The organism is Pseudomonas sp. AS2.8 (assembly GCF_014190935.1).
In the GTDB taxonomy this organism is placed as follows: Bacteria; Pseudomonadota; Gammaproteobacteria; order Pseudomonadales; family Pseudomonadaceae; genus Chryseomonas.
Window position 1 is genome coordinate 581,913 of sequence record NZ_JACHVV010000002.1, and the last position, 20,964, is coordinate 602,876.

Annotated in this window: 20 protein-coding genes and 1 tRNA gene; 1 reads left to right on the forward strand and 20 read right to left on the reverse strand. The window is 59.4% G+C overall.

All coding sequences use genetic code 11. The features are described 5' to 3' along the window. Nucleotides 1–340 precede the first annotated feature (340 nt). The 9 genes from FHR73_RS09650 to FHR73_RS09690 form a co-directional block, all read right to left on the reverse strand. Nucleotides 341–700, reverse strand: coding sequence for a RidA family protein (locus FHR73_RS09650; RefSeq protein ID WP_133859603.1), 360 nt, complete (start codon nt 698–700; stop codon nt 341–343). Continuing rightward, nucleotides 661–1,827: an FAD-binding oxidoreductase gene (locus tag FHR73_RS09655; protein ID WP_311629530.1), complete on the reverse strand. Its 1,167-nt coding sequence runs from the start codon at nt 1,825–1,827 to the stop codon at nt 661–663. The genes FHR73_RS09650 and FHR73_RS09655 overlap by 40 nt, the downstream gene beginning before the upstream one ends. 13 nt (nt 1,828–1,840) lie before the next feature. Continuing rightward, entirely contained in the window at nt 1,841–3,220 is a 1,380-nt protein-coding gene (locus tag FHR73_RS09660) for an NAD(P)/FAD-dependent oxidoreductase (RefSeq protein ID WP_183630725.1), read from the reverse strand. Beyond that, complete coding sequence (locus FHR73_RS09665; protein WP_183630727.1) at nt 3,217–3,564, reverse strand: (2Fe-2S)-binding protein; 348 nt, start codon at nt 3,562–3,564, stop codon at nt 3,217–3,219. The genes FHR73_RS09660 and FHR73_RS09665 overlap by 4 nt, the downstream gene beginning before the upstream one ends. Continuing rightward, nucleotides 3,554–4,693, reverse strand: coding sequence for an FAD-binding oxidoreductase (locus tag FHR73_RS09670; protein ID WP_183630730.1), 1,140 nt, complete (start codon nt 4,691–4,693; stop codon nt 3,554–3,556). Before FHR73_RS09670 ends, FHR73_RS09665 begins: the two co-directional genes overlap by 11 nt. Continuing rightward, nucleotides 4,690–5,487: an ABC transporter permease gene (locus tag FHR73_RS09675; RefSeq protein ID WP_183630732.1), complete on the reverse strand. Its 798-nt coding sequence runs from the start codon at nt 5,485–5,487 to the stop codon at nt 4,690–4,692. The genes FHR73_RS09670 and FHR73_RS09675 overlap by 4 nt, the downstream gene beginning before the upstream one ends. A gap of 5 nt (nt 5,488–5,492) precedes the next feature. Further along, nucleotides 5,493–6,365: an ABC transporter permease gene (locus FHR73_RS09680; RefSeq protein WP_183630734.1), complete on the reverse strand. Its 873-nt coding sequence runs from the start codon at nt 6,363–6,365 to the stop codon at nt 5,493–5,495. After that, nucleotides 6,352–7,425 (reverse strand): ABC transporter ATP-binding protein, encoded by a 1,074-nt coding sequence (locus FHR73_RS09685; protein WP_183630736.1) that lies wholly within the window; start codon nt 7,423–7,425, stop codon nt 6,352–6,354. The genes FHR73_RS09680 and FHR73_RS09685 overlap by 14 nt, the downstream gene beginning before the upstream one ends. 232 nt (nt 7,426–7,657) lie before the next feature. Then, nucleotides 7,658–8,731, reverse strand: a complete 1,074-nt coding sequence (locus FHR73_RS09690) for an ABC transporter substrate-binding protein (protein ID WP_311629534.1) — start codon at nt 8,729–8,731, stop codon at nt 7,658–7,660. 223 nt (nt 8,732–8,954) lie between these two features. Here FHR73_RS09690 and FHR73_RS09695 point away from each other — a divergent pair, with 223 nt between their 5' ends. Then, on the forward strand, nt 8,955–9,848 hold the full coding sequence (locus tag FHR73_RS09695; RefSeq protein ID WP_183630740.1) for a LysR substrate-binding domain-containing protein: 894 nt from the start codon (nt 8,955–8,957) through the stop codon (nt 9,846–9,848). 415 nt (nt 9,849–10,263) lie between these two features. Here FHR73_RS09695 and FHR73_RS09700 read toward each other — a convergent pair whose 3' ends face one another. The 11 genes from FHR73_RS09700 to thrS form a co-directional block, all read right to left on the reverse strand. Then, nucleotides 10,264–11,022, reverse strand: coding sequence for a PaeR7I family type II restriction endonuclease (locus tag FHR73_RS09700; protein ID WP_183630742.1), 759 nt, complete (start codon nt 11,020–11,022; stop codon nt 10,264–10,266). A 1-nt stretch (nt 11,023) separates the two neighbouring features. Continuing rightward, entirely contained in the window at nt 11,024–12,679 is a 1,656-nt protein-coding gene (locus FHR73_RS09705; RefSeq protein WP_183630744.1) for an Eco57I restriction-modification methylase domain-containing protein, read from the reverse strand. A gap of 684 nt (nt 12,680–13,363) precedes the next feature. Next, nucleotides 13,364–13,440: transfer RNA gene (locus FHR73_RS09710), tRNA-Pro, on the reverse strand. A 64-nt stretch (nt 13,441–13,504) separates the two neighbouring features. Continuing rightward, nucleotides 13,505–13,864: a MerR family transcriptional regulator gene (locus FHR73_RS09715; protein ID WP_007159195.1), complete on the reverse strand. Its 360-nt coding sequence runs from the start codon at nt 13,862–13,864 to the stop codon at nt 13,505–13,507. Further along, nucleotides 13,845–14,147, reverse strand: a complete 303-nt coding sequence (ihfA, locus tag FHR73_RS09720; RefSeq protein WP_007159196.1) for an integration host factor subunit alpha — start codon at nt 14,145–14,147, stop codon at nt 13,845–13,847. The genes FHR73_RS09715 and ihfA overlap by 20 nt, the downstream gene beginning before the upstream one ends. Nucleotides 14,148–14,150: 3 nt before the next feature. After that, nucleotides 14,151–16,529 (reverse strand): phenylalanine--tRNA ligase subunit beta, encoded by a 2,379-nt coding sequence (gene pheT / locus FHR73_RS09725; RefSeq protein ID WP_183630746.1) that lies wholly within the window; start codon nt 16,527–16,529, stop codon nt 14,151–14,153. Nucleotides 16,530–16,547: 18 nt separating this feature from the next. Continuing rightward, nucleotides 16,548–17,549, reverse strand: coding sequence for a phenylalanine--tRNA ligase subunit alpha (gene pheS, locus FHR73_RS09730; protein WP_183630748.1), 1,002 nt, complete (start codon nt 17,547–17,549; stop codon nt 16,548–16,550). Nucleotides 17,550–17,645: 96 nt separating this feature from the next. Further along, nucleotides 17,646–18,002, reverse strand: coding sequence for a 50S ribosomal protein L20 (gene rplT / locus FHR73_RS09735; protein ID WP_007159199.1), 357 nt, complete (start codon nt 18,000–18,002; stop codon nt 17,646–17,648). A 30-nt stretch (nt 18,003–18,032) separates the two neighbouring features. Continuing rightward, the gene (gene rpmI, locus FHR73_RS09740; protein WP_007159200.1) at nt 18,033–18,227 is read right to left on the reverse strand and encodes a 50S ribosomal protein L35; all 195 of its coding nucleotides are present in this window, start codon (nt 18,225–18,227) and stop codon (nt 18,033–18,035) included. A gap of 61 nt (nt 18,228–18,288) precedes the next feature. Further along, the gene (gene infC / locus FHR73_RS09745; RefSeq protein WP_017638835.1) at nt 18,289–18,822 is read right to left on the reverse strand and encodes a translation initiation factor IF-3; all 534 of its coding nucleotides are present in this window, start codon (nt 18,820–18,822) and stop codon (nt 18,289–18,291) included. Nucleotides 18,823–18,842: 20 nt separating this feature from the next. After that, a complete protein-coding gene (thrS, locus tag FHR73_RS09750) occupies nt 18,843–20,765 on the reverse strand; it encodes a threonine--tRNA ligase (RefSeq protein WP_183630750.1) in 1,923 nt (640 codons plus the stop codon). Nucleotides 20,766–20,964 lie beyond the last annotated feature (199 nt).

Genomic DNA, 20,964 nt, shown 5'->3' on the forward strand with positions numbered 1-20,964 from the left:
TAGTCCGCGAGCTAGAAAATTTTGGATCCCTGTGGCAACCCCTATCAACCTCAGTTGGCGAGGCGCTAAACACTCCTTGTGATGAGTCAAACGTCTCGAAGACAACCGCTGGCAAGCTATGCCACAAATTTGCCACACTCAACCCGCTAATCACGGCGAAATCGAGCTAACGCAAGCTAACTTAACTCTTTGATCAGCAAGCTAAATTCCGCTAACGTGTTGTTTCTAAACGTCGACTTTTAGGACTCCGAAGGCAGGAGTCATAGGCTCGACTAAAACTCGCTAAACGTCCGTTTTTTAGGCGCAGCGTCTCGCCTAAATCGAGATGCTGCGCTAAATCTCACTCCGCCGCTGCGACGATAGCGATCTCGACTAGCAATTCCGGCGCCGCCAGCTTGGACTCAACTGTAGCCCGTGCAGGTGCCTCCCCTTCCGGTGCCCAGGCGTCCCACACCTCGTTCATACCGGCGAAGTTGGCCTGGATGTCCGACAGCCACACCTGGGCGCTGAGGATGCGCGTCTTGTCCAGGCCGACCTTGGCCAGGTAGTCGTCGATCTTCTGCAGCACCTGCGCAGTCTGCCCCTTGATGTCCTGGGTGCGATCATTGGCGGTCTGGCCGCCGACGAAAGTGATACCGCCCTTGTACTGGACGACCCGGCTCATACGCTGGTTGGTTTCGATACGGGTAATGGGTTGCATATAGGCTCCTTGAGTGGCCTGGGGGTTGAGGAATCTTTGTGGAAGCGATCGATGGCAAAAGCCGTAAGATCGATCGGCGACGACTCGCCGAGCACCAGTTGCGCGACGCGCTGGCCAGTGCCGAAGCTCATCTGGAAACCGCTGCCGCAGTAACCGAACGAGTAGGTCAATCCACTGGCGCGACTGCTGTTCGAGATGACGGGTAGATCGTCTTCGGTAAAGGCTTCGATACCGGACCAGGCGCGGTTGATGCCCAGATGCCTGAGGTGGGGAAAGAGATCCGTCACGGTCTGGGCGCTGGTCACGAGACGAGCGATATCGACCTCGCCGTGGCGGGCATCGTAGTCCAGGGCACCGATCAGCTTGCCGCCAATGACCACTGTGCCGTTGTTGAATTGCTTGAAGGACAGGGCGCGACCGGTGGCGCCGAGTACCTGCTTGCAGAAGGGCGCCACGCGGTGGGTCACCATCAGCATCAGGCCTTGCGGATAGGTGGGTACCGGCTCACCCACCTCGGCAGCCAGGCGCCCCGCCCAGGCACCTGCCGTCACGACCAGCTGGCCCGCCTCGAACTTTCCCTTGCGCGTTTCGACCTGCCAGCGCGGGCCGCGCTGGGTGATGGATAGCGCAGGCGTCTGCTCGTGCAGCACCATACCCAGGCGCTCCGCCGCCTGCCGAACCGCCGTCACCACACGGTAAGGCGTCGCGTAGCCATCGTCTGCCACCCAGATGCCCCCCACCACATGGGGCGCCACCGTCGGCAAGAGTTCAAAAACCTCTTCCCGATCGATGAGCACCTCATGGGTGAAGCCATGGGCCTGAAGTTCGGCGACTCGATCCCGACAGTCCTGCAGCTCCTCGTCGGTTTCGGCCAGCTTGAGCTGGCCGCTGGCGACGAAACTGGCATCGGTTCCCAGCAGCTCCGGCAGGTTGTGCCAGAGCGCGCGCGACGCCAGCGCCAGGGGAATTTCCGCAAGATGCCGGCCGAGCGTCCGCACCCCGCCGGCGTTCACCCCAGAGGCATGCCGTCCGGCGTAATCGGCTTCGAGCACGATTACCCGAACGCCGCGCTGCGCAAGATGCCAGGCCGTGCTCAAGCCATGCAGGCCGGCGCCGATGACGATCACGTCCGCCGTCCTGTCAGCCACTGGCGAGCTCTCCCAGGGTGATGGGCTTGATCGGTGGCCGAATGCGGTAGTAGCCCACCTCGTCGGGCGTGAGTCCTCGGGACTTGGCGATGATCTCGGTGACGGTCAGTCCGCACATGCGCCCCTGACAGGGCCCCATGCCGCAGCGTCCGAAGGATTTCGCCTGATTGGGCCCGCTGCAGCCCAGCTCGACGAAGCGCCGGACGTCGCCCGCCGTTACCTCTTCGCAGCGACAGATGGTGACGTCGTCCCGGGCGGGAATGCGGTTCTCCTCGCGCGGGCGATACAGGGCATCGAGGAAGGGGCGGATACGCAGGTTGCGCTCCAGCTCCGCGCGCAAGGGCGCAGCCTGGGCATCGCGCTGGGCCGGCGTGATCTGGCCGAGGGTACGCGCCAGTCCCAGCGCCGCAAGCCGCCCCTGCAAGGCCGCGGCCTGGGCTCCACCGATGCTCGCGCCATCGCCGGCCACCGAGATGAAGGGCACATCGAGGGCTCCCCATTGATCGGTTTCCGGTACGAAGCACAGTTGCGCATCATCCCAGCGATGCTGGGCCCTGAGCGCCTGGGTGAACTGGATGTTCGGCACCACACCCTGATGCAGCAGCACGGTGTTAGCCGACACCCGTTGTGCCTTCCCGTCGACGACGAAGCGGAGCGCCTGGGCCTGCCCTTTCCCCTCGACCTGTAGCTGCTCGGCACCGGTGTAGTGCGGGACCTCGCCTTTGCGCAGAGCGCGTAACAGCGAGACACCCTTGCGCAGATAGGGCCAGGCCCGCAGCGCGGCCAGCAAGTGGCCGCGGGCGCGCCAATAGTCCTCACGGCGACTGGTGTCCACCAGGGCAGCGATGGGTATGCCCGCCCGCAGGTATTGCCAGCCGAGCAGATACAGCAGCGGTCCGCACCCGGCCAGCACCACCGGTCCCTGCGGACCGATGCCAGCGGTCTTGAGCAGAATCTGCGCGGCCCCAGCGGTCATCACCCCGGGCAGGGTCCAACCGGGAATCGGAAAGGGCCGCTCCATGGCGCCGGTCGCCAGCAGCACGGATCTGGCGGCAAAGGAACGTACCCGTCCGTTCTTGAGATAGTGCACCTGACGCTCGCGGGTGATCTGCCAGACGGACGCACCCGTTTCGTGGCGCACCGCCGTGCTCTTCACCGCATTCGCCAAGTCGGCGCCAGCCGCATAATCCGGCCCGAGCAGCGTGCGACGCGCGGGTGAGGCGCTGGCGATACCGCGATAGATCTGCCCGCCGACCGCGGCCTGCTCGTCGAGCAGCACGACGGAAAGCCCCAGGTCCGCCAGGGTTCGCGCCCCGGCCATTCCGGCCGGGCCCGCACCGATGACGACGACGTCTATAGGTTCGAGATTCATGGCTGCACCTCCATCACCACGGGTTCGGCAGCGGTGAAGGGCAGCTCCCGGGCGCCCTGCTGCGAACGGATGCGCATGCCGTCGGCCGCCTCGATCAAGCAACTCTGGCGACTCGGCACCCCATCGATCTCGATCAGGCATTCGAAGCACACCCCCATCATGCAATAGGGCGCACGGGCTTCACCGCCCACTGGCGAGGTGCGGAACTGACGCACGCCGGCGAGCAGCAAGGCGGCGGCAACCGTGAGGCCACTCGGTACCTGGAAGGCCTGGTCGTCGAAGGTCAGGGTGATGAGACGGCCGCCTTCGGCGTCCATGCGGCGAAACAAGGAATCAGTGGGCATGGGAAAACACCTCCCCCGTGAGAAAACGTTCGCCGGCGAACACCGCCAGCTCTTCCGGCTGTTCACCGCCCCGTACCCAGGGCGCGATCCGGGTCGCGTGCGCCGCGGCCAGGGTCACCCCGCTGTGGCAGGTGACGACGAAGGCACCGGGGTGCGACGCGGACTCCTGATAGATCGGATAGCCGTCCGGGCTCATGACGCGCAGGGCGCCCCAGGCGCGCACCAGGCGCACGTCAGCCAGCAGCGGAAAGGTGCTGACGCCGCGCTGGGCGATCCTGGCGAGCACGTCGGTGGTGGTGAGGTCGTTGAAGCCGACCTCCTCCATCGAGTCGCCAAGCTGCACACTGCCCTCGTCGGTCTGGCGCACATTGATGGTCGGGTAGTCCAAAAAGGGGCGAACCCGCTCGCTGACCAATACCTGCCCGCGATTCGGCGCGACCGGGGCATGCAGTCCGACCTGCTCCCCCAGCGGCCGATTGCCCAGGCCCGCCGCCAGCACCAGGCGCGGCGCGGTAAAGCGCTTACCGGGAGTAACCACAGTGAATTCGCCAGGCGCGGAGTCGATCCGCTCGACCGGCATCCGTCCCAGTACGGTCGCCCCGTGGTGCTGCGCTCCCGCATGCAGGGCCCGCAGCAGCTTGAGCGGATTCACGTGACCATCCATGGGCGTGTAGCTCGCCCCGACGACCTTCGGGCCAATACCGGGCAGGCGTGCCCGCAGATCCGCCTGATCCAGCATCTCGAAGGGGTAATCGCCTAAACCGGCTTGCATACCCGCCAACCGCGCCTGGCGCTCCGCCAATTCCTGATCGGAAAAGCACATGTGAAAGCCGCCGGGCTGCTTCAGGCGGACATCCACGTCCGTCTCCGCCAGCAGATCCTCGGCCAACCCGGCCCAGGCCAGCGCCGAGGACCGCGTCCAGCGGGAATATTCGAGACGATCGAATCCCTTGCCCTGTACCCAGACCAGACCGAAGTTGCCCCGGGAAGCGCGGAAGGCATCATCGCCCTGATCGAGTACGAGCGTCCTGGTGCCGGCCTTCGCCAGGCCATAGGCGACCGCCATGCCGACCAGTCCACCGCCAACCACGATGACCTCCGCCGAGGTGGGTACGCTGCTGTCGTTCATTGCTTCTCTCCGATCAGCACCCGATCCAGGCCGACGAGCCGATCCAGCAGCAGCATCACTGCCAGGGTGCCCAGGATCAGCACGGTAGAGGCTGCCGTGATCAGGGGATCGATGGTCTGGGAGATCTGGTTGTACATGGCGACCGGCAAGGTCGTGGTGCCAGGCGTGGCGACGAAGACCGTCATGGTCAGCTCGTCGAAACTCTGGATGAAGGCGAGCAGCCAGCCACCCACCACGCCGGTGCGGATCCGCGGCAGGATCACCCGCCAGAAGGTCTGCAACCGATTGGCGCCCAGGGACAGCGCCGCATGCTCCGCATCGCGCTCCAGGCCGATGGTGGATGCCAAGGTCAGCCGCAAGGCATAGGGCAGCACGACGATGACGTGGGTGATGCTCAGCGCCCACAGCGAGCCGCCCACCTGGGCGAGGGAAAAGAAGCGCAGGAAGGCGATCCCAAGCACCACTGAGGGAATCATCAGCGGCGACATCAGAAAGCCAGTAATCGCCCCGCGGCCGGGAAAGTTGTAACGACTAATCGCCAGCGCCGCAGGCACCGCCAGCAGGGTGGCGACCGTCGCCGACACCAGGCCCAGCTTGAGCGACAGCCAGAAGGCATCGACCATTTCCTGGTTGGCCCAGAGCGCCTCAAACCAGCGCAGCGACAGGCCACCGGAGGGCAGCGAAATGAAGCCTTCGCCGGTAAAGGACACCGCCATCACCACCACCAGCGGCGCCACGATGAAGGTGATGAAGAGCGCATGAAACGCAAGGGAGAAGAAACCGTTCCGGTACATGGCGATCACTCGAAGACGTGTTTGAAACGGCGCTCGGCCAGCCGGCTGCAGCCCACTACGATCACCAAATTGGCGATCAGCAGCAGTACCGCGATGGCGGCGCCCAGCGGCCAGTTCAGCGAACCGAGGAATTCGTCGTAGGCGGCCGTGGCGACCACCTTGAGGCGACGGCCGCCGATGATCGCGGGAGTGGCGAAGGCCGAGGCCGCCAGGGCGAAGACGATGATCGAGCCCGAGAGGATTCCCGGCACGATCTGCGGCAGCACCACCCGCCTGAAGGTCGTCATCCGCGAAGCGCCCAGCGACAGGCCGGCCTGCTCCACCTGCAGATCGAGCTTTTGCAGGCTGGCCCAGACGGCGATCACCATGAAGGGCACCAGCACATGGGTCAGCGCCAGCACCACACCGAACTGGGTGAACATCATGCGGATCGGGAAATCGATGATGCCCAGCGCCTGCAACGCCTGGTTGATCAGCCCGTTGTTGCCCAGCAGGATGGCCCACCCCAGGGTGCGCACCACCACCGAGATGAGTAGCGGGCCGAGTACCACCAGCAGGAACAGCGACCGCCAGGGTGCCCGCATGCGGGCGATGATGAGCGTCTCCGGCACACCGATGAGCACCGCGCAGACGGTCACCGCGAGCGCCATGCCGCCCGTACGCAAGAAGATCTCGTGGAAATAATCGTCGCCGAATACCTCCAGGTAGTTGGCGAGCGAGTACACGGAAATGACGCCCTTGGTGTCGCTAAACAGGTTCAACGACAGCATGGCCGTGAGCACCAGGGGCGCCGCCAGCAGGGTCAGGAACACGAGAAGCGCAGGACCCGTCAGCAGCCAGGGGGCGCTACCGACCCGTTCGGCGTCATAGGTGGCCATGGGACACCTCCCGGCCGAGCAGGCGCAGGTCATCGTCCAGCCAGGTCAGGCCCACCTCCTCCCCTTCCAGCGGCGGCGGCGCGCCGAGGTTCGGTTGCGTCAGATTCACCGGCCCCAGGGGGCTCTCGACACCGATCAGCCAGAGGTTGCCCAGGAACACCCGCATGCGCACCGTGCCACGCAAGCGCGCTTCGGCAGGATCGGTCAGGCGGATCTTTTCCGGACGCAGGTAGACGTTTACATCGCCGTCGAATTGATGCCCCTCATGAGGGATATGCAGCATCAGACCGTCGACCTTGACCTCGTAGCAGCGCGGCTTGCGGGTCTGGACGGCCCCGGGGAAGGCATTGGTCTTGCCCAGGAAGCTCGAGGCGAAGGGCGACTGGGGCCGCTCATAGGTCTCGAACGGCGAACCGATCTGCACGATGCGCCCGCCGTGCATCACCGCGATGCGGTCGCTCATGGTCATCGCTTCCACCTGGTCGTGGGTGACCAGGATGGTGGTGATACCCAGGTCGCGCTGGATGGCACGCAACTCGATGTGCATGTCCTCGCGCAACTTGGCGTCGAGGTTCGACATGGGCTCGTCCAGCAGCAACAGGTTGGGCCGGATCGCCAGGGCCCGGGCGATGGCCACCCGCTGACGCTGCCCGCCGGACAAGGCCTTGGGATGGCGCTCGCCCAGGCCCTGCAGCCGAACCATATCGAGCGCCGACTTTACCCGCTCCGCCCTGTTGCTGCGTGGTACGCCGCGCATCTCCAGGCCGAAGCTGACGTTCTCGGCAACGGTCATGTGGGGGAACAGGGCATAGCTCTGGAACACCATCCCCAGTCCGCGCTTTTCCGGGCGGACATGGGTGATGTCTCGCCCGTCCAGCACGATGCGTCCGGCGGTGGGCTGCACGAAGCCGGCAACGCTCTGCAGGGTCGTGGTCTTGCCGCACCCCGAAGGGCCGAGCAGGGACAGAAATTCGCCTTTCTCTACCGCGAGGTCGAGCCCGGCGATGGCGGTGAAGTCACCATAGGTTTTGACGAGGCCGTCGAGGATCAGGAAAGCCATGGTCATGCCTCCGGCGATCACGAGAGAGTGATCGCTGTTCGTCCAAGGGAGGTGGAAGCGACCGGTTAGTAAGGGGTAACCGGCGGCTCGATCATTGAGCGAGGTGGAACCGGACGATGGTGAAATGGACTCAGGACCTGCTGCTACATCGGGCGGAGGAATAGCCCGAAGCCACCCTCCTCTCCACTCGCAATCCCGCTGTCACTTCATCGCCGTCTGGTGGACACGCCCTCTACCGCTCGATGGTCCTGTTCCAGCGCGTCGTCCACTCGGAACGCTTCTGGTTGATGGTGTCCCAATCGACCTTGAGGAGACTGTCGACCTTTTCCTGGCCATAAGGCATACGCGCAGCGAGTTCCGGCGGCAGCTTCACAGTGCGATTCACCGGCGCAAAGCCGTTGCTTTCGGACTGGATCTTCTGGATTTTCGGTGACAGCACGTACTGAATGAATTGCTGGGAGAGTTCGGACTGCGCATTAGGCGTGACGGAGCAGGCGGCGACCTGGAGCGCTACGGCGCCCTCCTCCGGATAGATGAACTTGAGCGGAAAGCCGGTGTTCTGCAGCGCCACCGCACGGCCACTGCCATACACCGCCATGACCACATCACCGTTCTGCATCATCCCGTCCATCTCGCCCGGCGCACTGACCCAGGCCAGCACGTTGGGCGCGATCTTCTTCTCGAACACCGCGAAGCCCGGATCGATATCTTTCTCGCCGCCGCCATTCAGCCGCGCCATCTCGATCAACGAATGCAGCCCGTAGGTATTGGTGATCGGCGGCATGCCCAGTAGTTGCTGATACTTCGGATCTTCAAGGTCAGTCCAGGACGTCGGGGCCGCCCAACCGCGCTTCTTGAAGGCGTCTTCGTTGTAGCCGATCCCGGTGGCAACCATCCCCACTGCCGTCGCCTCGGGGCTCAGGCGCGCCAGTGGATACAGGTCTTGGTAGACAGGCGCATCCGTGAGCTTTTCGCAGAAGCCAAGCTGCAGTGCCTGATACATGGGGCCGTCGTCCATCATGGCGACGTTGATCTGTTGCCGCCCCTTCTGCGCCTGCAGCTTGGCCAGCGTTTCAGTCGAGTTGCCCGACACATACACGACCTTGACCCCATGCGCCTTCTCGAAGGCGGGAATGACGCGGGTCTTGTACATCTGCTCCGTTGAACCGCCGACGCCGGCCACGTAGAGCGTCGTTTCGGCATGAGCGGGAAGCGTCATGCCAGCGCCCGCTGCGGCCAACAGCAGCGCGGACAGAACCTGACGCAAGGAGATGGATGAGGTACGGGCGATATACGGACTGGTCACGGGCAATGCTCCCTTTTTTGCGTTGCGGCAGATCGAGAATGTCGTGAGGACACGACCGGAAGATCCAGGCATCCGCCTCCGAGGACATCGCGGTAACCGCCATTCGGAAACGCTTTCTTTTTATAGGGCCATTTGGCTTATGACCGAGTATTGTCAGCCTAAACCCATAGGGTCAAATACGAAGGTACGGGTTAAGTATTCATATTTGATATGGAGAGCTCTGTTGAATCTCAGACAGATCGAGGCCTTCCGCAGCGTGATGCGTCTAGGCTCAATGACCGCGGCCGCCGAAGCCCTGCACACCTCGCAGCCCAACGTCAGCCGATTAATCGCACAGCTGGAGCTGAGCACCGGACTCAAACTGTTCGAGCGCGCGGGGGTACGGCTGATACCCACGAAGGAAGGCAGCGCCTTCTTCCAGGAAGTGGAGCGCGCTTACGTAGGGCTGGATAGCCTGCGGCAATCGGCCAAGAACATCCGCAACCTGGGAACCGGCCGCCTGCGTATCGCGGCAGTACCCTCGACCGGCCTCACGCTCATCCCCCACGTCATCAAGGATTTCGTCGCGACCCGCCCTGAGCTGACCGTCTCCCTGCACATGAACGCCTCGCCCACTGTGGTGCAGTGGGTGCAATCTCAATTCTGCGATTTGGGCGTGGTGGTCCAGCCCAGCGACGCCGGGCCCCTGGAAACGCTGCTGATCACTCGACTCCGCGCCGTCTGCGTCCTGCCACCGGGTCACCGGCTAGCGTCACGAGAAGTCATCAGAGCGCAGGATCTTCACGGCGAGAACTTCGTATCCCTCTGCCATGGCGACGGCACCCGCGAGCAGATGGACAGGGTCTTCGAGCAGGCCGGTGTCGAACGCAAGCTCGCTGTGGAAGGCCAATACAGCTCAATCACCTGCGAGATGGTTGCCACCGGCATGGGTGCCGCCCTCATGAGTCCGAACGTTGCACAGGATTTCTTGCACAAGGGCATTACCATCCATCGCTTCGAGCCCGAGCTGTTGTTTCCGGTTTATGTTGTTGCCCCTGCGGGATCGGGTCAGACGCCGTTGGCAACAGACTTTATTCACGCGTTGCGAGGGTATTATGCAAAGCATTTTTCAGAATAGTGCTGCGCTAGGACTAAGCCTTCGCAGTAGATTTCACCAAACTTGTTTCTAAAGAACGGAAAAACAAAATCGTGGATAGATAGCCAGGCTATCGAGCTTATACTTGGACTCGCCCTGATTGTTTTCCGATACGCACAACCAAGCGTCCTGACCACCGCGATTGCGCCTCATCTATCTACTGGCACTTAAGGCCTCATCTTGCTACCTATATAATCTGCAGAGCGACGTCTCGATCCTGTTCCCACGCTGCAACGCGGCAATGACCGGAAATCAATAGCCTTAAAAAGAACTCTCGTGCTTTTACCTAACGGGTAATTTTCCGAGCAAAACCCGGTGCGCATCAAACATGATAAAACTTTTAACTCATTTTCATAATGAACCTGAATAGCGCTAACTCTTATGATTTGTAGAAACGTCAGCAACGCGCTTCGGTTGCGGCTATGACTTGGGCATGTCCTGCCAAAGCTGCAAGAAAGAACATAATACTAGTCTCTGGACTTATGTCACTATAAATTACGCCTTCGCCAGGCTCTCTGTGCGCACTGATAACGCATGCTGATGAGTAAAGTTTTTTCTTCATCAAATGCTTACACATCAAATCGAATCTTTTGAGATAAGATACGCCATCTATACTAGGAAATTCGCCTTTAGAGTTTCTTTTATATTTTGTATCTCTCTCCTCTGGCCTTTCCATAAAATCAGTCATTGCCCTGAAGCTCTTCATTTGTATCTTAACACTTCTAGTCGTCTTACTACACTCTTCAACCACTAGAATGTACCCAGAAAATGCACTATTCAGTCCTTCAAAAACATCTTCAGCAAAAGCTTCTTTGAGATCCACACCACTTCCCAATGCCTCCTCTACTCGGTTATTGGAATTTTTCCCGAAAGAATCAGCTATAGATTTTAGTTCAATTGCCGCAACGAGTATTTCTCCATTCATAATAAGCAAGTCCCAGCTCTTTGTTGGGCGAAAATAGCCTGGAACTCTAGCATTGCTCCCATGCACGATGCGCGCGTTAGGTAGACCGTTGCTATGAACTACCCATGTCAGCAAACTTACAAACTCATCAAGCGTTTTTCCGCTACGAACACCTGAAGCATGGCGAGTTCTCCAGAAAGACTGCACTGCCTTTTCAACGCGCTCTCTATAACCATCCATATTCAAAGCCATTTTACTTACCCACACTTTCTATTTGACTAAAATCCAGACCATAAATCCTTGCAGCTAACATATCGTACTTTTCCTTCTCATCCATTTCTCCAGCACTAATCAACTCAATGCGGTCAGCCATATCTATATCACTCCATCTAGGAATACGTATCTTACGCAGATGCTGAGCCTGAAACCTTAAATAACCGTTCGCAATCTTTGTGCTATAGGTGTTAATAAAAAGCCTCGCTATAGAGGACAACATTATTACCTTTAAAGCGTGAAGATCCCACTCTTCCGAGCATAGATAATATATAGAATTGTTCGGGTAGAACCTCCCACTGTCATATACCACAACGGGATCACTACTAATATCTGGAATTAGCAATTTAGGACGCCTAAAGCGCTCTTCGTAAACTCGATCGATGGTCTTATACCAATTACGCCTATCCATCTTTGCAACATGCCTAGCACTGAGCTTGTCTTTATGAGCATTTAAATATTTAGCCATCTTTGGATAATCGGACAAAGACACCAACCCATGCTCACTATAAGTATTGATCAAATATCTTTTTCGCCAATCGATTTTTCCATTTTTTATCTCAGATGCGGTAATCAATGGTAGAAGTCGCGAGTCTTCAATATCCACATCATCACGATTCACTATGTAAACGCTATTTGCGCCGGTTGCCGCCCCTATGTATACATTGCAACCAGCAGCCTCTAATGACGGAAAGCCATGCTCGATTCTACGGACAAGTTCGATTTCGTCTGCCCCGCCTAATAGCCAAGGCTGATAACTATTCACGACTCCTTTTCGCGTTACCAAACTGGTTTCCAGTCCACTAACAGCATTCCAAATCTCCATAGATTCGCGCTGATCGAATTTGGTACTATGAACTAAAATTGTTTCGCTTTCGCTAGATCTCGAAATCTGTGTTATTGCCGGATAAGTCATTACGCTACTTTCAAACGCATCCACCTCATACAAATCTACATATAACTTAAGCGAATAACAGTCGGAAATCAATGCTCTAAGAGAACGCCCATATGTATTTTTTGTCCAGCGATCTGTACAAATGAATGAAAGACTTCCCTCCGGCTCTAAAAGCGATAAAGCACGCTCATAAAAAGCAATATAGAGATCAGCTCTATCGGTCATAGTCAGAAATCGCTTCCGATACTCTGCCAATAGCCTCCGTGGAATGTTCTCCACTCTCACATATGGAGGATTACCCACTATATAACGAAAGCTTTTTGAAAAATTTGAAAGTAGAAAATCACCAACATGAAACCAGTTTTCTAGTAAAGTGCTAATTTCTGACAGAGTATATCCGTAATCCTGAAGAACATGGCTAGCTTTTCGCTTAGCGATATCAACACTTGCGCTTACCAAGTCAATCGCAAACAGTCGATCTTTTAGGTCAGCTAAAGATGGACGTTGCGAAGGAAGCGAAATTAGTCTTCTTATAATCTCGGTAGTGAACTCACCCTCGCCACATGATGGCTCAAGGATAGTCAGATCCTTTAAATCTGACACAACATTAAATCCTAAACAGGTCAACATATACCTAACAACTTCAGGGCGCGTGTAGACCTGGCCTTTTTCAGAACTGGACGCCTCCCAATTCATCACTTCCAAAGCGAGAGCGGCTTCTTCTTCAATCAAATCTTGCATAAAATTAACCAATTAAAATGCAGTTAATAATTAGAATTTAAGTATTTTATCAATATTCTCAAAAGCAATAATCGGCGCCATTTTTGGCGCGCAGCCTATAAAATAAATAAATCATTAAATGCATATCAGATCCCTGAGCACAGAGTCAATTAGTTAGCAATCGTGCCAGTTAGGTTTAACCTATAGCCTAATCAGCAACCACTGTCCGGACGGAATCATCTGCCTCCACTTCTTATTTGTGAAAGTTTTCCCTTAAGATTTTCCTCAGCAATGCCGATTTAGGCTGCCTATTTATTTCTTTCTATGGGCGAGACGCGAGATCTACCCAAGACTATCCATTAAAACAAAGAACCGAGCCATTTTATGAGCCCATCTCCAATACAATAAAAAACAGGCTATAATGTCGCATATCAAACCGAGTTAGCTACGCGCAAGAATTATAAAGGCAAAGAAACTAGTGAACACCTCAATCAGTGAAGCTGACCGCTATTGGATATTAGCAGACGTAACAAAAGGCTGTCTGATTGGTCATGATTTACTAAAGGCCGAGGGCGAAGCTAAGCGACACATCAGGTAACCGATGCTAGCCAAGAATGGCTACTACTCTCCATACCTCAAAAGCGCTTTGAAATCATTCAAGCATAAAAAAACCCGGCCACTTTTCAGTGACCGGGTTTTCAGATTTGGTCGGGACGGAGTGATTCGAACACTCGACCCCTTGCACCCCATGCAAGTGCGCTACCAGGCTGCGCTACGCCCCGACTGTGTTCCTCTAGGGAACGGCGTGCATCTTACTGCAACACTTTGATTAATGGAAGCTTTTTTTCACTTCTTCAGTACGACGAGGACTTCTTCGAGTTCGCTGATCATCTGGCGGATGAGTTGGTGGTACTGCGAACCCTCGTCACGGGTCTCGTCGCCCTGGGTGAGGCGCTGGCGCGCCCCGCCGATGGTGAAGCCTTCGTTGTACAGCAGCGAGCGGATCTGGCGGATCATCAGCACGTCGTGACGCTGGTAGTAGCGCCGGTTGCCGCGACGCTTCACCGGGTTCAGCTGGGGAAATTCCTGTTCCCAGTAGCGCAGCACGTGCGGCTTGACCAGGCAAAGGTCGCTCACCTCACCAATGGTGAAGTAGCGCTTGCCCGGTATGACCGGCAGTTCGTCGTTATGACTTGGTTCCAGCATAGGCCTCGACCCTGGCTTTGAGTTTCTGCCCGGGGCGGAAGGTCACCACACGGCGCGCCGTGATGGGTATCTCCTCCCCTGTCTTGGGATTGCGTCCGGGGCGCTGGCGCTTGTCGCGCAGGTCGAAGTTGCCGAAACCGGACAACTTGACCTGCTCGTTGCTTTCGAGCGCATGACGAATTTCTTCGAAGAACAGTTCGACCAATTCCTTGGCTTCACGTTTGTTCAGACCGAGCTCTTCAAACAGACGTTCGGCCATCTCAGCTTTCGTCAGGGCCCCCATGCGCTATTTCCTTAAGGTGGCGTTGAACCTTCTTTCCAGAGAAACGAGGATTTTCTGCGTCGTTTCGTTGACTTCTTCATCGGTTAATGTGCGCGATGGATGTTGCAAGGTCAAGCCGATGGCGACGCTTTTTCTATGTGGATCAATGCCTTTGCCTTGGTAGACGTCGAACAGACGCAGCTCCTTGAGGCCTTCTCCGGCGTTTTCGCGGATGTCGGCCAAGAGGTCGCCTGCGGCTACGGTTTCGTCCACCACCAGCGCCAGGTCACGACGCACTTCCGGGAAGCGCGACAGCTCGCCAAAGCGCGGCAGGCTGCCGGTGGTCAGGGCATCCAGGGCCAGCTCGAAGAGGACCACCGGACGATCCACGTCCAGTTCGCGCGCCACTTCCGGATGCAGGGCACCCAGGTAGCCCACTGGCTGCCCTGCCCTTTCGATCAGTGCAGCCTGCCCTGGGTGCAAGGCCGGATGCTCGCCTGCGACGAAGCGGAAGTCAGAACCCGCACCCGACTGGGCAAGCAGTGCTTCCACATCGGCCTTGACGTCAAAGAAGTCCACCGCCTCACGCCCGGAGGACCAGCTTTCCGGCAGACGTGAACCGCAGACCGCACCGGCCAGGACATTTTCCTGCACCAGGCCTTCCAGCTGACCGACGAATCTCAGCCCCGACTCGAACAGCCGGACGCGGTCCTGCTGACGGTTGAGGTTGTACTGCACGGCCTTGACCAGACCGGGCCACAGCGACGAGCGCATGGCGGCCATATCGGTGGAGATGGGATTGGCCAGCATCACCGGCTGCGCCTCAGGGGCGAACAGACGGAAAGTCTTTTCGTCGATGAAGCTGTAGGTGATGGCTTCCTGATAACCACGGGCCACCAGCAGGCGACGCAGCTGGCTCAGCTCGCCCTTGCTCTCGGGCAGGGGTTGCGGCGCCAGGCGGGCCTGAGGGAAGCGGATCGGCAGCTGGTTGTAGCCATAGAGGCGCGCCAGTTCTTCGATCAGGTCCACTTCGATGCTGATGTCGAAGCGGTGGCTGGGTACGCCCACCTGCCAACGACCGGCTTCCAGGCGGGCCACGGCCAGGCCGAGACCGCTGAGCAGACGCTCAACCTGTGCGTCATCTAGGGTCAGACCCAGGACACGCTCAATGCGCTCGGCGCGCAGCAGGATCGGCTCGACCTGCGGCAGGTGCTTGGCACTGACCGCCTCGATCACCGGGCCCGGTTCGCCGCCGACGATGTCCAGCAGCAGGCGGGTTGCGCGCTCCATGGCCTTGCGTGCCAGCTCGAAATCCACGCCCCGTTCGAAGCGGTGGGAGGAATCGGTATGCAAGCCATAGGAACGGGCCTTGCCGGCCACGGCGATGGTGTCGAAGAAGGCGCTTTCCAGGAACAGGTCACGGGTACCGGCGGCGACACCGCTGTGCTCGCCACCCATGACGCCGGCGATGGCCAGGGCGCGTTCGTGGTCGGCGATCACCAGGGTGTCGTTGCGCAGTTCGATGTCCTGACCATCCAGCAGCACCAGGCGCTCGCCGGCATCGGCCAGACGCACGCGGATGCCACCCTTGATCTGGTCCAGATCGAAGGCATGCATGGGCTGACCCAGTTCGAGCATCACGTAGTTGGTGACATCGACGGCGGCGTCGATGCTGCGCACGCCACTGCGGCGCAGGCGCTCGACCATCCAATCCGGCGTGGGACGGGACAGGTCAACGTTCTTGACCACTCGACCCAGGTAGCGCGGGCAGGCCTGGGGAGCCAGCACCTCGACCGGACGGGTCTCCTGGTGAGTAGCCGCCACGGCCTCGACCTGCAGGGGCTCGACCGTGGCGTTGTACAGGGCCCCCACTTCCCGCGCCAGACCGGCGATGGACAGGCAGTCGCCGCGGTTCGGAGTCAGGTCGACGTCGATGATGGCGTCGTCCAGTTGCAGGTAGCTGCGGATGCTCTCGCCCACCGGCGCAGCGGCCGGCAGTTCCAGCAGGCCGCTGTTGTCGTCGCTGATCTGCAGTTCGCTGGCCGAGCAGAGCATGCCGTGGGATTCCACGCCGCGCAGCTTGGCCTTCTTGATGGTGAAGTCACCCGGCAGGGTGGCGCCGACGGTGGCGAAAGGTACCTTCAGGCCCGCGCGCACATTGGGCGCGCCGCAGACCACCTGGAAGGATTCCTGACCGTTGCTGACCTGGCAGACATTGAGCTTGTCGGCATCGGGATGGCGCTCGACGGAAACTACCTCGCCGACGATGACGCCCTGAAAGCTGCCGGCCGCCGCTTCGACGCCGTCCACTTCCAGGCCGGCCATGGACAGCCGGGCAACCAGATCCTCGTGCGTAGCCGCAGGGTTCACCCAGCTACGCAGCCATTGTTCACTGAATTTCATAGGACTCCCGTCTGGCAGCTAGCGGAATTGCGCCAGGAAGCGCAGATCGTTGTCGAAGAAGAGGCGCAGGTCGTTGACCCCGTAGCGCAGCATGGCCAGGCGCTCGGCGCCCATGCCGAAGGCGAAGCCCTGGTACCTCTCCGGATCGATGCCGGCCATGCGCAGGACATTGGGATGGACCATGCCGCAGCCCAGCACCTCGAGCCAGCGCGAAGCCGGTTCGCCGTCACGACTCGGGCGGCGGATGTCCACCTCGGCCGACGGCTCGGTGAAGGGGAAGTAGGAGGGACGGAAGCGGACTTCCAGCTCTTCCTCGAAGAATTCGCGCAGGAAGGTCACCAGGGTGCTCTTGAGATCGGCGAAGCTGACTTCCTCGTCGATCACCAGGCCTTCGACCTGATGGAACATCGGCGAGTGGGTCTGATCGCTGTCGCAGCGATAGACACGACCCGGGCAGATGATGCGGATCGGCGGCTGCTGGCTTTCCATGGTGCGGATCTGCACCGGCGAGGTGTGGGTGCGCAGCAGCATGTTGGCGTTGAAGTAGAAGGTGTCGTGCATCGCCCGCGCCGGGTGGTGGCCGGGGATGTTGAGCGCTTCGAAGTTGTGGTAGTCGTCTTCGATCTCGGGACCGGTGGCGACGCCATAGCCGATGTTGGCGAACAGACGCTCGATCCGCTCCAGGGTGCGGGTGACCGGATGCAGACCACCCGAGACCTGACCGCGCCCGGGCAGGGTCACGTCGATGCGTTCCGCGGCGAGGCGAGCGGCCAGGGCGGCCTGCTCCAGCGTCGCCTTGCGGCTGTTGATTGCGTCCTGGACACGTTCCTTGGCGGCGTTGATCAGCGCGCCGGCCTGGGGACGCTCCTCCGCGGTGAGGTGGCCCAGGGTCTTCATGATCTGGGTCAGCTCACCCTTCTTGCCCAGGTAATTGACCCGGAGCTGTTCCAGGGCATTGGTGTCTTCGGTGTGCCGCACGGCCTCCAGTGCTTGGGAGACCAGCGCATCCAGGTTTTCCATCTAGGGACTCCAGATACAAAATAGGGGAAGAGCTATGAGGCTCTTCCCCTATTGATAACGTTGCTTCGCGCCAGAGGCGCGAGATTGCCGGGGGGCTTAAGCCAGCGAAGCTTTAGCTTTCTCGACAATCGCAGCAAACGCCGCTTTTTCGTTCACGGCCAGATCGGCCAGTACCTTGCGGTCGATCTCGATGGCCGCTTTCTTCAGGCCGGCGATCAGACGGCTGTAGGACAGACCGTTGATACGAGCACCAGCGTTGATACGAGCGATCCACAGAGCGCGGAACTGACGCTTCTTCTGACGGCGGTCACGGTAGGCGTATTGGCCTGCCTTGATTACCGCTTGCTTAGCGACGCGGAAGACGCGCGAACGGGCACCGTAGTAGCCTTTGGCGAGCTTCAGGATTTTCTTGTGACGGCGACGAGCGATGACGCCACGCTTAACACGAGCCATGAGTAACTTCCTCTAAATTCTTGACCAGGATTAACGAAGGCGCAGCATGCGCTCGACCTTTTGGACGTCGGATGCATGCATCAGCGACGTACCGCGCAGCTGACGCTTACGCTTGGTGGTCATCTTGGTCAGAATGTGGCTCTTGAAAGCGTGCTTGTGCTTGATGCCACCAGCAGTTTTCACGAAGCGCTTCGCAGCGCCGCTTTTGGTTTTCATCTTTGGCATGTTCGGATACTCCGCATTGAGTGATTACGCATAACAGCAAGGCCTGCCAGTGCCCTGGTAGTTACTTTTTCTTCTTGGGGGCGATGACCATGATGAGTTGGCGTCCTTCCATCTTAGGATGCTGCTCAACGGCGCCGTGTTCGACGAGGTCAGCTTCGACCCGCTTCAACAGCTCCATGCCCAGCTCCTGGTGGGCCATCTCCCGGCCGCGGAATCTCAACGAGACCTTGGCCTTGTCCCCCTCGGTTAGGAAACGTACCAGGTTGCGTAGTTTTACCTGGTAATCCCCTTCTTCCGTCCCTGGACGAAACTTGATTTCTTTGACCTGAGCCTGCTTCTGGTTCTTCTTCGCCGCCGCGACTTGCTTCTTCTTCTCGAAGACGTGCTTGCCGTAGTCCATGATCCGGCAGACCGGGGGTACGGCGTCGGCGGTGATTTCCACCAGATCCAGCTTGGCGTCTTCAGCAGCCTGCAGGGCCTCCTGGATGGAGACGATGCCTACTTGCTGACCATCGGCGCCAATAAGGCGAACTTCCCGGGCGGTGATATTTTCGTTGATCGGTGCCCGGGGTGCGGCTCGCTTGTCTTGTCTCATGTCACGCTGCTTGATAGTGATTACTCCGAATCTTGCCGGCCACGCCGGGAAACCGCTTGCGTGAGCAGCTCGCGGAAACGCTCGACGGGCATGGAGCCCAGGTCTACGCCTTCACGGGTACGCACGGCAACGGATCGTGTCTCAACCTCCCGGTCTCCAATAACCAGGAGATAGGGAACCTTGAGCAAAGTATGCTCGCGGATTTTAAAGCCGATCTTCTCGTTTCTCAAGTCGGCTTTCGCTCGGAAGCCCTCAGCGTTCAATTCGCCGACGACCTGCTGGGCAAAATCGGCCTGCTTGTCGGTGATATTGAGCACCACCGCCTGGGTCGGGGCGAGCCACGCCGGGAACAGACCGGCATAGTGCTCGATGAGCATGCCGATGAACCGCTCGAAGGAACCGAGGATGGCGCGGTGCAGCATCACCGGACGCTGACGGCTGTTGTCCTCGGAGATGTAGCTGGCGTCGAGGCGCTCCGGCAGGTTCGGATCGTACTGCAAGGTACCGCATTGCCATTGGCGGCCCAGGCAGTCCTTGAGGGTGAATTCGATCTTCGGCCCATAGAAGGCGCCCTCGCCGGGCTGGTATTCCCAGTCCAGACCCGAGGCATCCAGCGCATCGGCCAGGGCCTTCTCGGCGCGATCCCACAGCTCTTCAGAACCGACGCGCTTGGCCGGCCGGGTGGAGAGCTTCATGATCACGTCGGTGAAACCGAAGTCGGCATAAACCTGCAGGGTCAGCTTGATGAAGTTGTCGGCTTCCTGCTTGACCTGCTCCTCGGTACAGAAGATGTGGGCGTCATCCTGGGTGAAGCCGCGCACGCGCATGATGCCGTGCAGGGCACCGGACGGCTCATTGCGGTGGCAGGCACCGAACTCGGCCAGGCGCAGCGGCAGGTCGCGGTAGGACTTCAGACCCTGGTTGAACACTTGCACATGGCAGGGGCAATTCATCGGCTTGATCGCGAAGTCACGACTTTCCGAGGCCGTGGTGAACATGCCTTCGGCATAGTTGGACCAGTGACCCGAACGCTCCCACAGGACGCGATCGACCACCTGGGGCGTCTTGATCTCCTGGTAGCCGTGCTCGCGCTGGACCTTGCGCATGTACTGCTCTAGCACCTGGTAGACGGTCCAGCCGTTGGCGTGCCAGAACACCATGCCGGGCGCTTCTTCCTGCAGGTGGAAGAGATCGAGTTGCTTGCCGATGCGGCGATGGTCGCGCTTCTCGGCTTCCTCGATGCGCTGGATATAGGCCGCCAGCTGCTTCTTGTCCGCCCAGGCGGTGCCATAGATGCGCTGCAGCTGTTCGTTCTTGGCGTCGCCACGCCAGTAGGCGCCGGACAGCTTGGTCAGCTTGAACGCCTTGAGGAAGCGGGTGTTGGGCACGTGCGGGCCCCGGCACATGTCGACATATTCCTCGTGGTAGTACAGGCCCATGGCCTGCTCCTCGGGCATGTCGTCGATCAGGCGCAGCTTGTACTCCTCACCCCGGGCCTTGAACACCTCGATGACTTCGGCGCGCGGCGTCATCTTCTTGATGACGTCGTAGTCCTTGTCGATCAGCTCGCGCATCCGCGTCTCGATGGCCGAGAGGTCATCGAGGGTAAAGGGACGCTCGAAGGCGATGTCGTAGTAGAAGCCTTCATCGATCACCGGGCCAATGACCATCCTGGCGGTCGGGAACAGCTGCTTGACCGCATGACCCACCAGGTGGGCGCAGGAGTGGCGGATGATCTCCAGACCGGCCTCGTCCTTGGCGGTGATGATCTGCAGATTGGCATCCTGCTCGATGACATCGCTGGCATCGCACAGCTGACCATCGACGCGACCGGCGATGGTGGCCTTGGCAAGACCTGCGCCAATGGACTGGGCGACTTCGGCTACGGTGACGGGCTTGTCGAATGGACGTTGGCTACCGTCTGGGAGAGTAATGACAGGCATGGCGCCTCCTCAACTCAGTGGTGACCCATACCAAGGGCCACATGGTGGGATTGGCCAGTAAGCAGCCGCACCGCTGGAAATCCCGCCGCACAGTGGCAGGGCCGCAAGGCATTCCGGGCGACGCGAAAGGATCACTGGAAAGTTTGGGACGGAAATCCTTTCAGAAACTGAGACCTAGCGCAACCTCGCAAGGGACTGC